Below are 15,929 nucleotides of genomic sequence, written 5' to 3' on the forward strand. Positions count from 1 at the left end.
AAAATCAAAATAAAGATTCGGCGAACCCTTACTTTGAAACCACGACCGCAAAAGGCTGCTTCCCGTTTCGCCCCTTTGGAATGTTTGTACCAACAACTTTGATTGTCAGCTCTCCCGCCGCTGCCTGATCGAGTATCAGCTGCTCGATATTATCAGTGGAATTTTTAGAAACCAGCGTCGTTGGGAGAGAACCTTGTCCCAAGGGGGGGAACTGCCCGACCGCAGGAGGAGGTCCTATCTCGACTTCGAGATCTAAATTGTTGACCAAGGCCTTCGCCGCATTCGGAGCGCCAGGAGCATCCGTGTACACTAAAGTCACTTTCACTTTTCCTGCAGAGACTTTAACTTTTTCGGTAAAGATCTCTCCTGTACCAAGTCCCTGATTTTGATCAATCAAGGCATAATAGGACTCCAAAATTTTTGGTGTTGTCGCCCGTTCAATATTGACGCGTCCGTAGCCCTCATGATTGTTTGGCGCTGATTTTGGAAGTTCTTGGCTGGGCCCAATGCCATATTGTCCAGGATACATGTCATCTGCGGTCGCAATTAAGATGCCCTTCATTAAAGCAGCACTGGGATTTGCGTTTCCCCATTCCTGACTGAGATATTGGCGAAGAACAGCGGCGGCTCCAGCTACAAGCGGAGTCGACATCGAAGTTCCACCGGAATAGCAGTAACTTGGATTGTAATTGCCCCAGAGTGGGCTCGCTCCTTTGACTGTCGAGCAAGTGCTCACAACATTGGTCCCCGGCGCCACGACATCAGGCTTGATTCGTCCGTCAAGACAAGGTCCTCGAGAGGAAAACGCGGCCATGCCGTCAGCATTATTTGAGAGAGTATCATTCTTGAGAGGCTCTACTCCCCAGGGCTCCCCTCCCATTAGTTCTCCAAGTTTGCGTTGTATTCCACCTTGTGCAATAAGATTCTCGGAGGCTCCAATGGTCAGCACATTCTTGGCAGATCCAGGAGAGGCCATTGAATTTTCATCCACTCGTCCATCTTTGCTTCGGTCCACCCCATTGTTGCCTGCAGCAAAAAGAACAAGCATGTCGGGATTAGCCCAAATAAATTCGTCGGCCTGGAAAGCATATGAATCATAGGCCCCTGCAATTTGCCCCCCTCCCCACGAATTTGTGTGAATCCGAGCCCCGTCCGAGTAAACAGAGGCAAATAGCTTATTGAGTTTTGCTGGCACCGTCAGATTGTTGATAATCGGAGACCACATTCCCTCGGGGATCATCTCTGCAGCAAAAGCGCCTCCTCGAATACGACCACCTGATGTGGCTCCGTTGCTCATCACCGATCCGGCCACGTGAGTTCCGTGACCCATCGCATCGGACCAGTTGGAGGCACCGATTCCATAGCTGTATCCCTTCTTCACTTGTCCTTGAAATTCGCCGATCACTGACGGGATATCGCCGCTATCAAGACCCGTATCAGCCATTGCCACTTGCTGACCACGTCCATCAAATCCGCGTTTCCAAGCCTCTTCAAATCCCATAATTTTTGTACCGGACTCAAATCCAGTAAGATCAGTGTAATCTCCCGCTTGGGGGTTGATCTCAAAACCGCCAAAGGAAGAATTCTCTGGAAAATTCATGTACTGCAATCTCATTTGCGAAAAGGCCTGTATCCAAATTACCTCATCCATGCGAGCCAGCTGATCAATTTGGCTCAGTTCAATTTTTAAATAATAGGCATTGCCCTCACCGTCCAAAATTTCTGCTCCATCAAGTCCTTTCAGATGATCTCGAAATTCTTGTTCCTGGCTGTCCTGATTTAACTGGACCATCACGATGGCTTGGTTTTTCCGATTGAAAACGCTGACCCGTGGTAGGTCCGCACTTTTTTTCCACATTGGCATCATGGGAAGAACAGCTTGTATTTCAGGTCTCAAACTCAATTCTAGGATCCTGTCAGGTGATCCTTCAACAACATAGGCGTCATCGGGAATATAATTATAAATCTTGAGGCCATTGTCCTGAAGCATCTTCCTATCTTGATCGCGAATGATTTGCTTAAACTGAATCACATGCAATCGCGTCTGCACTTCCTGATTGTGGTTCGCTTCCAACCTCAGTGCTCCTAAGATTTCTTTGTCGACTGTTGGAATCTCTCCCCTCTGAAACTTCAGTACCTGCCCAGCAAGACCAAATTGACTCCACGCCAATAGGCTTGCGGTAACTATCATCCTTGAAACCATATTCCCCTCCGGTAGGTTTACATTTATGCACCGAAGAAAAGTCAATCATGGTACTGATGAGATAAAAAGGAAAATTGTTAATATTTCATTTGATTCCATTCAAATTGTGAAACATTGGATAATATTATTATATCTATAAGAGTTTCTTCCGCGAGAGATCGTTACAGATCTCAACCCCACAAATTTGATTGCTTCAATTTCAATTGCCTCTGAAGCTTTTGATGCTCGGGTTTCTTTAGGTCCGGATCAATTTCAATGAGCTTTACGGCCGCAGCTCTTGCCTTTTCAAGGGTTCCAAAATCGCGCACGAGGTCAGCTATCTTAAAACCCAAAAGACCCGACTGACGAGTTCCCAAAAATTCTCCGGGTCCACGCAGTTCCAGATCGGCTTCAGCAATTTTAAAACCATCGCCACTTCTTTCCATAATTTCAACACGCCGACGAGCTTCATCAGAAACGGCTGAGCCCAAAACTAAAATGCAATAACTCTTGTATTCGCCTCTTCCCACTCGACCTCGCAGCTGGTGAAGCTGAGATAAGCCAAATCTCTCAGCGTGCTCAATGATCATGATATTGGCGTTGGGAACATCCACTCCCACTTCTATCACTGTTGTCGCAACCAAAACCTGAATTCGTCCTTCACGAAACTCCTGCATCGTTTGATCTTTTTCGACAGATTTCATTTTTCCATGCAAAAGGCCAAATGAAAATTGAGGAAATTTGGTCCTTAATTTCTCAAACTCTGCTGTTGCATTTTTTAGATCAATTTTTTCGCTTTCCTCGACCAGGGGGTAGACAACGTAGGCCTGACGACCCTGGTTCACTTGCTTTTCGAGAAATTCCCAAATCAAATTTCTCTTGGCTTCATGAGTCACTCGGGTCAAGATCGACTGTCGACCGAGAGGCAACTCATCGATAACTGAAATATCCAAATCCCCATACAAAGTCATAGCAAGCGATCGAGGAATCGGCGTTGCCGTCATCAAAAGAAAATGAGGTGAAATGCCTTTTTCCTTTAATGTCACTCTTTGCTCCACCCCAAACCGGTGCTGTTCATCCACAATGACCAATCCGAGCTGTTTGAACTGTACGCTAGACTGAAGCAGAGCCTGTGTTCCAATGACAATATCAATTTCGCCAGAAGCCAATTTATTATAAATCTCCTTTTTCGTGGGCTCTTTCACTTGGCTCGTGAGGAGAGTGACTTTCCCTCCTAATCCGAAGGGCTCTAATTTCTTCTGCCAATTCTGAAAGTGCTGTGTCGCGAGAATTTCGGTGGGTACCATGAGACAAGTTTGATATCCCGAGTCAGCGACTTGGGCTGCCGCGAGTAAAGCCACTATTGTTTTCCCACATCCCACATCTCCCTGGACCAAGCGATGCATCGGGTGCTGCTTCTGCAAATCTGTCACAATTTCGGTGAAAGCACGAATTTGAGCGGATGTGAGCTGAAATGCCAATCCCTCTCTGATGCTGTCAACTAGACTTGAATGAGACTTCACTTGAAAGGCTTTCTCTCTTCCAAGCTCTGCTCGCCTCATCACAAGTAAAAGTTCCATCCAAAAAAAATCTTCAAATATCATTCGTTGCTGCGCTGGAGATTTGAAGGACAGAAACAGATCTGCCGCATTCTTCGGCGGTTGATGAATTTCGCGCAGGGCATGAGGCCATTCCAACAGTTGAAAATCTCGGTACATCCAGGTCGGCAAAGAATCCTCAAGAGAAGAAGAATCAAGAGCCGTAGAAATTATTTTCCGAATTTTCGAGGGACTGAGTCCCTCCGTTTCAGTATAGATTGGAACCAAAGAATCAGTCTCTTCGATTCCAACTTGGGCGTGATGTATTTCGGGATGAAGAAATTCCATCCGTCCGCGATAGTCGCTGACCTTTCCAATAATTCGAATTTTGTCATAGGTCTGGAATTTATCAAAAAATCCTTTGTGGGGAATCCGAAAGAACTTACAGGAAACTCGACCCGTTTGATCTTTCACCATCATCTCAAACATTCTTTTCCCGGTTCGTCCAAGAGCAGAGGAGCGCAGACTGACCACTTCGGCAACCAGACTAACGACCTGTTCTGCCTTTAGGCTGGCAATATTGCGAATTGCCCGATGATCTTCGTAAGCTCTTGGAAACCATTCCAACAAATCACCGACTGTATTGATTCCTCGCCGAGATAAAATCCCACCAAGCTTAGGGCCAACCCCTTTGATGTATTGAACTGATGTGTCAATTGTTAAGGACATGAGCCTCCAACTTATTCATTGTGAATGAACTGTCAATAAAGTTAGTGGACAGTCTGAAATTCCGTGGCAAACTAAAATCATGAGTGATCAAGCCTACATGAAGATCAGGATGGCGTCGATTCATCCGTCTCATCCGCTTCCCTTCGATGTGTATGTGTGCATCAATGGACGTTATGTTCACTATCTAAGAAGTGGCGATACGATCACCGCAGCAAAAATCGATAGTCTTGAAAAAAAGGCACCTGATTCCTTTTTTCTTCGAATCGAAGACCGCCAGCCATATAAGGCCTATATCCACCAGCAACTGAGCAGTGACAAAATCCACGGCAAAGACAAAGCCCTTATCCTTCGGGAAAGTTCTTTTTCTCTTGTTGAAGAACTCTTTGAGAGTCCCAATGTTGCAAGAGCACTTCAGGAATCAAGGGGCATCATCGACCAATTCGTGTCATTTATCGATGCTGAACCTGAAGCAGTCTCCTATCTGATTGGCCTTTCAAGTCATGATTTCTATACTTACACTCATTCGCTTGATGTTTCTATCTACAGCCTTGGACTCGGACAATCGGCCTCCTATCAGGGAGAGGAACTCAAAGAGCTGGGTTTGGGCGCGCTCTTTCATGATATAGGCAAACGCCATGTGAACGTCGACATCATCACAAAGACAGGTCCTCTAGATGAGTCCGAGTGGGCCGAAATGCAGCGTCACCCAACCTATGGCCTCAAGATATTGACCGAACAAAAGGGCTCAACAAACCTCAAGGCCTGTTGCTTTGAACATCATGAGTCTTTTCTCGGAAATGGCTATCCTCAGCAGCTCTCTGGCCAGGAAATCCACCCAATGGCACGCATCGTCGCAATCACTGATACCTATGATGCGCTGACGACCAAACGCTCCTACAATCAACCGATGACTCCCACAAATGCTCTGGAATTCATGAAGCACAAACTTGCCGCAAGATATGACCAGGACCTGATGAAGGCCATGTATGATGTCCTATTTCAGATGAACGCGGAAGCTTCAAAAAGTTCCTAGCGGAGAGGTGACTCTCGCTATTGCCCCAAGTCACCCGCCTCACACAGTTCAGTACAAGTCAGTTCAATTCGATTCTTCTTCATTTCTGAGGACTTCTCTTAGGTTTCTAATAACGTAGCCTCCATCCTTGTCGATGACAGTGTGTCCAACGGCATCGTTTGAACCAGCCTCTGCGACAATGGCCTCGTAAAGTTCCGGTACGTAGCCTTCCCCATGCAGGCCGGCAACACCGCCAAAGTACTCGCTCTCTTCAAGAAGTGACTTGATCGGAGCCATGGCTTGGTTTCCAAAGTCCTCCATGTCACCAAGGACGAAAGTGTACCTATCCCATGCCGCGCGAGGGTATTCATCCTCAAAGAGCTTCTTGGCTCTGTTTATTCCAGCCGAATAGTCGGTTCCTCCCCCCAACTGAAATTTAAAAAACTCGTCCCTATTTTTCAGCAAGTGCGCTGCATGATCAAACACGATAAAGCGAAAATCAAAGCCCTTGTAGTTGTATCTAACCAGAGCTTCCATATCATTAACAAACCTTTTAAAGGCATCCAGATAGGCGCCCACAGATCCAGAGGCATCCATAACAAATACCACGACAGCCTTGACGTCGGGTTTCTTCGTCGGCTTTGTCGATTTAACGATGATGTCTGAAAGTTGAAGCCCTTCAAATCCCTCGTAAATCATGTCTTCTGGATTTTCAAAAGGGTCTTTGCCTTCTTTGATTAAGGCCTCAACACCCCTGCCAACAGCATTTTCCATGATTCGATCTTCTCTCAAAAAACCGGCTAGGCTACGACGACTCCTGCCAGGTTTTCTCGCACTTGTCTTTGAGAGGCCCGGCTTCTTATTGAGCTTAGGCAAACGAACCCTTTCACCCAAAAATCGACTGTACAACTCTTCGGGTATATCAACCCAGGATGGATCACTCTCTTCTTCTCCCGGCTTATTCCCCCCTTTTCCACCTTTACTATCCCCTGGCCCCCAAAATCGATCACCTTTGTGACCATCAATGGGACCAACCTGCCCGTTGCCTCCCGCATCTGGATTAAACGGGCTCGCGATCAAGCCACTGGAGTTGGAATCTGATTTCGAAAAGGTCATGTGAAGATCAGAAGCCGCCTTTCCGATAGGAGCCGGAGGAAGGTCTTTGAGAGTTTGCTCTAAATGCTCCCTGTCGAATTCTATATGCACCTCTGAAGGAAGCGCACGCAGTTTTACTTTTCCTCCAGATCCTATGACAAAGCCCCCTTTCAATTTGCTCGCTCTCTCCATTGCCATGGCCATGCGTCGATTGAGCATCATTTCATAAGCTGAAATGGCTCCTGCTGAGTTCGGAGACTGAAGCACCATAGATCCCTCTGGAATGGGATCATCTGAGATTTTCTTTATTCCCATAGAGATCGCCTCTCTTAAGGTGTCAGATCCGCGGACCACTTTTTCCAACTGTTTATCGTCCTCAAGGTAAAGGTCTACAATATAGGCCTTCAGATAACTGGAAAGCTTCTCTGCAAACTCCGGCGCTGCTTCCTCAGTAAAGCTGCGCTTCCTGACTGTTCCAGTGTCAAGGACACCACCTGGATAAGTCTCTTTTACAATTTTATAAGCACTTACATCACCATAAGGGGACACAATGACTCTCGCTCGCATCAATATCGTCGGCTCAACAAATAGGTGGCCATACTCCCTTCTCCACCAGTCTGGCATATGCCAAATCCAATCGGGAGGCTGCTGACCCTTCTTTTCCATGAAAGTTGCTTCCAAGCTCATCGGACGGTTCATGATATTCGCCAAGGCATACAAAGCCGGCCCTACGGTCTCATGATCAATTGGAAGGACTCTTCCAAAATCATCATCAATCACCAACTCAACCTCTCCGGTGTTCGGTCGGGTAAAATTCATCAATCTCACACGAGGCCTGTAAGTGTACTTGGGCTTCAAAACGGAATCGATCAGCATCTGTGCCACCCGTTCTGGCTCGCGGCTCACAATAATCCACTGTGCTGGCGGTGGCTCATTTGGATTTGGAGGTGGCGGAGGAAGATTGGGATCATTTTCATCCCTGCTTGCTTTCCTCACGACGGCCAACTTTGTCTTATCAATAAATCGCTGATCGACCGCAAACCTGATAAAATCATCGTCCGTCATTGTTGCGATGAGCTCTTCACCATACCTTAGAAATTTCCCATCCTTTTCAAGCTGAGACTTCAATAATTTTATTTCAGGCTGTTCTTCAAAGCGTTCCCTAATGCGCCTCCAACAAAAAACTCCCAAGGAATATGGATCTCTCACCTTTGGCAATGTTTCCCCTTGCATCACACGCTGTGAATTCAAGTAATATTCAAAGTTGTGGTGAGTCTCGGTATGACGTGGGATGATCTCTTGCATGATCGATGCCCACCCCTCGTTCATTATCTGAGTGTGAACCAGAGCCGGACGGAAACTCATTGAGACAATCAGCTTTTCCAGAATCTCCCGTTTCCAGGATGGTTCCTCGGGCCCCAAGTTGGCAGTGAATGCCTGGAGAACGTTCTCGGTGATCTTTCTCGGGTGAGACATTATCTCGGGGCGCGCCACTTGCCCCCCTCCACTTGACATCCAAGATGTCGTTCCCGACTTTGGAACGAAGTCCTCGACGGGCTCCCAGTAGGGGCCAGAGTAGTCGAGGAGGGGCATCAGAGTCTGGGCGAACAAGTACCATCTCATAACATAGTCTTGATCAAACTCCCGATAGGCTTTTTCCAAAACCGCGTCCAACTCACGAGTCGCCTCGAGCCCTTGTCCCACTCGGTAGTGGGGTAAACCTGAGTTCTTCGCAAAATGGGAGTGTCCAATAAAAGCGTGATCGACAATGCTGTACTGCTGATCTCGAACATTGTCGTCTCGAAACAGGCCATGTTGATACGCAACTTTAGGTTTCTGCCCTCCGCTTTGATTCCCAACTTGGTCTTTCTTCCCTCCACCTGGATAAATAACCTCTAAGGCAAATCCCCCTGTAGGCTTCATGGATCTCAGAACATTCGCTCCATCCAGATAATGTCGAACAGGATAGCCGCCGGCCGATCCAGAAACGATCGCCTGCAAATCCAGGGGCGGAACAAATTCCATCACCTGAGGTGGCAACTCAAGTCCAAGCTGCTCTAAAACGCCCCCAGGCCGTACCAACTCCTGAACGTATTTATTATATATTTGAGCCTCTGGAACTGCACGAGGACTTTCAATAATCCTGTAATGATAGCGTCCGGTCTGACTCTTTTCGTCAGCAGTTTTCGCTAACTCCTTCATGCACTTTTCCCCAGTGGCATGAACCTGTGCAGAAAGCCCGAGAAAAAAACCTACGAATGCTAGCGCCCATGAAATCACTGTTTCCTCCCGCCCGCCATCAGGCGAGTACACACTCCGACAAACTTGTCTCGACGAACCATCAAACTCTCTTGACTCATACGTGCGTCGTGTTGCGCTAAACTTCCCATCTCCCTCAAAAACGCATCTGTCGTCATGGCAAACGGTGAATTTTGATGCTTCCCAATATATTCCCTATAGTTTTTCGCACTTCCAAAACTGTGATCCCTCGCCGTTTCAATAACATCGATCAGAAACTTTGCTGCCCTCGGCCAGGATAATCCCACGACAGCCCGATCCAGAATAAATCCGAAGAGTCTCGCGCTGTCATAGATCGTAAGATCGCCCAGACTTTCGCCCGATCCACTCTTGTCCTCGGATGAAAACTCATCTAAAAAATCTTGAAATGTTTGAATCAGTTGCTGATAAACCAGCTTGGCCTCTTCCTCAGGAGCTGCAACTGGCAAATCCTTAAACCATCTCTGCAACCTCTGCTGATCAAATCCTGAAATTCGAGACATATCTTCTGATGGAGGAAGCCTTAAGAAAAGACGCTGAAACCCCCAAAGTACTTCTTCAACTCGGCGTACATAAGCTGCAATCAGAAACGCCCTATCTGGCTGTTGACTGATTGTCGCCAATTTATTGTCGAGAAAATCTCCTAAATTAGCAGGCTGATTACTGATTCGATAATTTGCTTTAAACGGAAAATAGGAAGAATCCGATTTTTTGGATCCACCCATTAGGATCTCCACAAGTTCAGAGATTTTCTCGTGACCAAGAAAATCTAATTCCTCGGGATGAAGGATCGTCTCTCGTGGAGGGATGGAAAAATGAGTCACAAGATGATCGGTCAATCCAATAATAAAGCCATCCCTCACCGAATTTGATTGACCAACAGCCGAGATTACAAGGGTATCCGTCTGATTGGCCTGAAGAACCAAACCATTCCCTAATTGCAGCCTGAATTCACGAATCAAGAGCCTCATGAAAGAGGCCAACGATCTCATATCGTTCGGAACAATCGGATCAATCTGAGTATGAGCCACAACTGCCTTCTTAAAATCGTCGAGACCGACTCCCGCCCCCGCCGTTGATCCGAATGAGTCCCTAAGATTCGACCCACTTCCATCAGGGCCTGTTCTCGCCGTTACCAAATAGAGCCTCGCTGGCGCCGCATTTACTGGAACATGGGTCAAAGCGGTTGTCGCTGGAACCAAAAATGCCCTCGCATCAGCTCCCTCAAAAAAATCGACCAAACCGTCAATCACTGAAGGTTCAACCATGACAAAATGATTTGGCGATACCCGCGCATCTTCACGAATTCTTGCTGCTAACTCAGGCACCTTTGCATCTCGGGGGAAATGATCCATGGGAATGATGTAGGCCCACCGAGCAACTGCCGAATCCTCCAAGTCCATGTCCTTGTCCGACAACGCCGCGAGTACTTCCTTCTTCAGAAGTTCTTCCGGCTTATACTTCTTCAAATTGTCTATGTAGTTCTTGCGCCGACCTTCGTTTGCCGGGTTGAGAGTCATGTAAAGACTCAAATTCTGGACTGGAATCTCTCGCGCCTTGTCGTTCTTTTTAGAACGAACAGTGATCATCCCTCCCTTTGCTTCAAACAAACTCATGATAAACTGGTACAGTCGTCTCTTAACTGCAACTGTGGTAGCTTTATGAAAATCGTCAAACACCAAATGTGCACGAGCCCCATTCGGCTGGGACAATAAATCATAAATGTCTGCAATGGCCTCTTCTACGGACGACTTTTTGGGATCCGTGGACTCTTTCTCTGTCAGCTGACCAACATCGATGAAGATGTAACCCGCCTCCTCATTTGAAGCATGACCTCTCGCGTACTCCTTCAAATTGATAACTTTGAAGAAAGTCTTAATCATCGCGGTTTTTCCACTTCCTGTACCGCCAAAAAATAGGAAAGATGCCGGAATTGGTTTACTCGGATCAGCAGGCCTAGTTTGAGTATTGAAGACGTTAAGAAAAGTTGCTTTTAGTTCGGCAGAGCCCTTGTATCCGTAATCCTCAAAGAGTCGAACTGCCGCCCGAATATTGTGTGTGATTCTCAAAGGGTCACCCTCAGCCAGAATATCTCGATTGAGTGGCATAGGAAACACCTTGGTAAAAAGGCGTCCCAAGGTGTTTTCATCAATGCGTCGTTCTCTGCGCATGGCCGCGTCTTCGGTCAAGGACGCTCTGAGTGTGACAAATGCCTTCACGAAAGCCGTCGTGCTATCAATATTTAAATCGTAAGCGATGCCCTCGACCCTATTGATAAAATGCTGAATGAGTTGATCCCGAGGATTGACATCTGCGGCCCCATTTAAAACGGCAAACTCATAACCCAGTGCCTGGATTTCAGGCTGAGAAAACAAAGAATTCATTCGGTCAAATTTTATCTGGTTATCAGGTGCTTCCAAACGATCCACCTCATAGTGATCGCCGAGACGATAGATCTTATCTTCGGGTGCAAGAGCCCCCTGAAGGCGCTTCCACTGCTCCTCAGTACCTATAAGAATGGTCGTCGCCTCTCTGCGAACTGATTTATCTAAACTCCATCCCTTTTCCTTGCGTGGCTGAACGGCCTGGCCTTCCGTTGCCAACCACCACATTGTGTGAGGAAGAATCTTATCGGAACCACCCGACGACGATCCAGCTTTCGATTTTCCCTCATCTTCGTCTACGGTCAAAGAAGCCAAGCGGATTCTGTCCTTTTCTCTGATTTTCTGAAGCGTCGATAATTGCAATTCTAGTTCTTCTAGACGTTCAAAATCCAATTTTGAATCTTCAAGTTCCACGTAGTTCTGTTGAGCTTGCCTTTCTCTGAGCTCCAAAACTTCCTCTTGAATTCCCTCAATCTCAGCCCCGATGTCAAACAGGCCAGCTTCCAACTCAGCTCGATCTTCCTCCGAGGAGTCCTTTGCCGCCGTCTGATTCCCAGCCGCAGCCCCCCCTCCCTCAGCCAAAGAGTCCATGCCTATTCTTGAGTCCGAGAGTAGGTCCCTTCGGGCCTTTAGCTGCAAGGGATCCCGTAGCATGAGGTTAGGAGAATCCTTTGCGTTGATAGGACGCCCTAAGCGCTCAACCGCTTCTAATTCTCCAACCAAAACGGCATGGCGTGACACTGTTGCCCCTTTTACAGCCTTGAGATTATCCAGCACCTCGGTCTGTGTGCCAGTTGATGAAAGCCGCGAAAGAGCCAGTTTTGGATTCCCATGGGACCAAGGCTGAGAAGATGCAATGTCCTCATTCATCCAGCGAAGCCAAACCAATTTATTGACAACAGGCAGAAGCTCAGGAGGAACAAGAAATACAATCTGTTCTCCACTAAGCTGCCCTGTCGCTGCCTTATTCAGAAGCTTGTCAAGGGAAGGGAAGAGGGCCATCTCATCTGCATGATAGAGACCCGAGCTTCCAAGGGCTTTGAGATCATCTGGAACCTTTCCAGATTTTGGTGGCCAAATCGTCCAACTCGATGTCAAAAAATCATAGTTCATAGAAAATCGATCCAACAGTCCATAGTCGCGCGCTTGTTTATGGCGACTTTTGATCTGTCTCCATTCATTCATTGTAACAATCATCAAGCCGGTTGGAGTCGTGTATTTTCCCTTCAATTTCTTCAATCCAGTTGGAGTCTTCGCTCTCCCTCCAGAAACGACAAGAGACAAAAAATCAGATGGAGTTTTGGGATTCTCACCAGGAAAACGAACACGAGGATCCTCCATTGCGTCTTCGCTTTCCTCTTTCTGACTCACAGTCAACGTCTCAAATTCATCACTTCTCCGCTCGTTATCCCCTTCAGCTTCGACAGCAGCGCGAGTTGCCACCTCATAGGTAGATAGCAGGCTGGGTTCAAGCAACAAAATCCCTTTTCCAACTCCTCCTGAGCTCTCCTGTCCTTGAATAGCGCCCATCTCATCCGCAATCTCGACGTCATCAAGCGTTTCATCTGCCAAGTAATAACCAATTTTTGTATTACCCAACGAAAATCTGCCCCTTTTTCCCAGAAGCTTTTTAAGCATTGCCCGCTTAAACCCTTCCTTGAGCGAGGGCTCTACGATCACCACTTCAATTCGATTTGCGAATGTTTTCTGTTCGACATATCTATCCAGAAAGGCATCAAAGCCTTCAAATAAAGCCGACTCTCCTGCTAAATTGGTCTTTCCGGGAGCATCCTCCCCCGATCCGTTTGGCTTCGAAGTTTCGCCAGTCTCAGATCCGGCCTTTTCAGTCTTCTCGCCCTTTTTAGGCGATCCTGAATCCAAAATCTTGCCGGCCTTATCGAACACATCATCCATCCCTTTGACTCTCGAACGCAGATGACCAGCACTCCAGATTTCCCAAACCCCCCCTCGACTAAGCCTTTTATTAGCATAGCCTACATCTGTATCCCTTATTCCCTCAGCCACACGAAGATTCGCAAGTGCCGCGTTTCTGGGAACAACATACTTATCGGGTTCCAAAAGCTTTCTCACTTTTATCTCTGAAGACAAAAATCCAACGGAAGGATCATCAACCCAATAATACCGCCCCTCAGCATCGACGGCCAAGTGTCTCTTATACTCAGAGGACCCAACAAAACTGCGAAACACAGTTTTCTTGTCCGAGGTTGCTAGCTGAAGTTTTCCCTGAGCAAGGGCTGGCATATCCAAACTTCCATTCACGACAAAGACAGCGTTCTTTGAACCTGGAATTTTAGAATCTTCCCGAAAAAACAAAAAGATATGGAAGAGGTCAGAGTTTCCCTTCTCTCCTTGCACAATTTTACTGTAAACAAAACTCTGATAGGGAAGGTCGAAGCTAACTTGCTTAAAAACCGGATTCGCTGCTCCCTCTTGCGTAGGAGTTGCGACAATCCCTAAACTAAATGACTTTGCAACTTCAGCAGAGCGACCTGAAGTTTTCTTCGCCGTGGAAAAAGGAAGGAGAGTAATTCTAACTGATTTGAAGTTATCTCTGGTCACACGAGGAAATTGAAGGACGCGTTCTTCCAAGGTGTGCTGAACAAGCTTGGTCGACCTTTCTATCCGGCTAATCAAGGGTCGTCCCAATGCCTCCAATTTCAGATATCTATCGTCTCCCAACTTGGCTTGAGAACCATCAGCTGGCTTCGTATAGGACCAAAATCCGGTGTAGTCCTTGGGTGCACCAGTTGGGTCATACTGAATAAAATGCAGCTGATTTTGCAAAATTGGCGTCTCTAGCTGAGAACGCAGATAGACTTGAGGCCCAAATTCGGTCTTCGGCACATCCAATCCCAAACCATTTTTTATGAGCCTCGTGTAAGGGACAGACAGGGGAGAACTCGAGTCTGTCTTTGATGCAACTCGAGAACCCACAACAGCGTGCCCCGCCTTATCACTTTCCGCCGCTGAGGCGATTTTCTTTTTTAAATAGGCGGCTACTCCAGAAACTGGAGTGACGTTGTCAAAAACTGGCTCGCCAGGTCGAGCTAGTTCAAGCCTGAGTATCATTTCTTTCGCTGTGATATAGAGGGTGTCCATGAGAGCTTCGGTTTGTAGAAGCCTCAAAGATCCAGTTTCTTCAACAACAATATTCCAGACAGAACCGTATTTGGCCCGATCCTTTCTTGCTGATACGAGGAAAGAATGGACGATTCTGGATCCAAACCGAAAGGTTCCAGCTCTGATCATCTCTATCTGCGCGTTGGGAACGAGGATCTTGTCTAAGACTCCATCTCTGAGATCTAGAATCTGAAAAATCTTCGAGTCGGAAACCCTCACAGCCAAATTTGGATTTCCATTACTAAAAAACAATATCGCAGATTGGTGACTGACAGCCACGCCATCACCCACTCCTCCATCCCAACTCAATCCACTTATCAAGTACTTTCCCGATTTAGGATCGCGATCAATTCCAAAATCCCCCAACGACCTCGCCTTGGCCGTTTCTTTGTCGAGAAAAGTGATCTGCCCGCCCGATATCATCGCCGTGGTCTGTCCTCGACCTAATTCATGAGGAATGTCCACAAGCCTATAGCTACGAGAAAATGGGTCGTAAACTAAGCCGAGTTGGCCCCAAGATTCGTTGACCACTGGGTCAATGGGATATTCATTTAATGAGTAGGCTCCAGTAGCGGGGTTGTAGACGGGAACGCCTGCGAATGGGAATGGAACCGAGTCAACGAGCTTCCCTTCTGTGTTTTTAACCTTTCCCGATTCGATGTATGGGGCTACGCGATCGAGATGCTTTCTCCAACGAGACATGACTCCATTCTGATCTTCAGCACGTGGTAATTGCATCCTTGCGTTCTCCACAACAAGGGGTGACAGAACGGTGAAGTCATTTCCACCATTTCCAAGGGAGAGGTGCATCCTCTCCAACTGTTTCGTGATCATGTATTCGTAGCCCAAAACGACGGCGCGATCATCTCGCACAGCTACCTTCTCTCCACCAGAGGAGAGCGGTACTAAAAGGGCAAACGTAACTCCATTACCCAAAAAACTGTCAACTTTGACGGAGATCAAAAGCAGCCGCTCCGACACAGATCCCCGGAATCGAGTTCCAACATCATAGATCATGACCTCATCAGGGTGTTCAAGACGAGGCAGATCGATCGACTTCCCACTTAGGACGTCTACCAGGCTAATCCCCCCAGGGCCCTTCTCCCCCAATAAAAGGTAGGACTTTTTATTCTTGGGACTGGAGTTGTAATTGAATAGAGTGAGACGCCCATTGATCAACGTCAGAGCTTCATTGGAAGAACCAATACCTGCTGAAGGACTCAAGAAGGCTAGGATCCCCTTGTATGCCCGATGAACCCCGGTGGGGCTGCCGGGAACAAGAAGGTCCAATTCCCCTGTTTTGGCGTGCAGCTTATAAATCCCAGAGGGCATGTTCTCCGACTCGCCCCCATTGGTCACAACCTCGAAGATTTCGGCACCTTGGGAAGAATAAGTGAACCGAGCGGCCTCTGAACTGAGAGTATGGATCAAGACGCCAAATCCAACTAAAAGACCGAAAAACCATTGCATCACTTATCCCTCACCCAAAAATAATTTTGAATACAATAAACTCTTCCCTCATCGGCGCTGAACTATTTAAACAACTTCAAATGAAGTCGACCTCGATCAGC

General features: G+C 47.2%; 5 protein-coding genes. 1 reads left to right on the forward strand and 4 read right to left on the reverse strand.

The features are described 5' to 3' along the window. Nucleotides 1-28: 28 nt before the first annotated feature. The gene (locus IPL83_11705) at nt 29-2,203 is read right to left on the reverse strand and encodes a S8 family serine peptidase (protein MBK9039806.1); all 2,175 of its coding nucleotides are present in this window, start codon (nt 2,201-2,203) and stop codon (nt 29-31) included. Nucleotides 2,204-2,373: 170 nt separating this feature from the next. Beyond that, entirely contained in the window at nt 2,374-4,449 is a 2,076-nt protein-coding gene (gene recG, locus IPL83_11710) for an ATP-dependent DNA helicase RecG (GenBank protein MBK9039807.1), read from the reverse strand. Nucleotides 4,450-4,528: 79 nt separating this feature from the next. Here recG and IPL83_11715 point away from each other — a divergent pair, with 79 nt between their 5' ends. Further along, complete coding sequence (locus tag IPL83_11715; GenBank protein MBK9039808.1) at nt 4,529-5,482, forward strand: HD domain-containing protein; 954 nt, start codon at nt 4,529-4,531, stop codon at nt 5,480-5,482. Between the two features lie 63 nt (nt 5,483-5,545). On the opposite strand, the gene IPL83_11720 is transcribed toward IPL83_11715, so the two are convergent. Both IPL83_11720 and IPL83_11725 read right to left on the reverse strand, forming a co-directional pair. Then, complete coding sequence (locus IPL83_11720) at nt 5,546-8,836, reverse strand: SpoVR family protein (GenBank protein MBK9039809.1); 3,291 nt, start codon at nt 8,834-8,836, stop codon at nt 5,546-5,548. Continuing rightward, nucleotides 8,833-15,831, reverse strand: a complete 6,999-nt coding sequence (locus IPL83_11725) for a hypothetical protein (protein MBK9039810.1) — start codon at nt 15,829-15,831, stop codon at nt 8,833-8,835. Before IPL83_11725 ends, IPL83_11720 begins: the two co-directional genes overlap by 4 nt. Between the last annotated feature and the right edge of the window lie 98 nt (nt 15,832-15,929).

This window comes from Bdellovibrionales bacterium (assembly GCA_016716765.1).
In the GTDB taxonomy this organism is placed as follows: Bacteria; Bdellovibrionota; Bdellovibrionia; order Bdellovibrionales; family UBA1609; genus JADJVA01.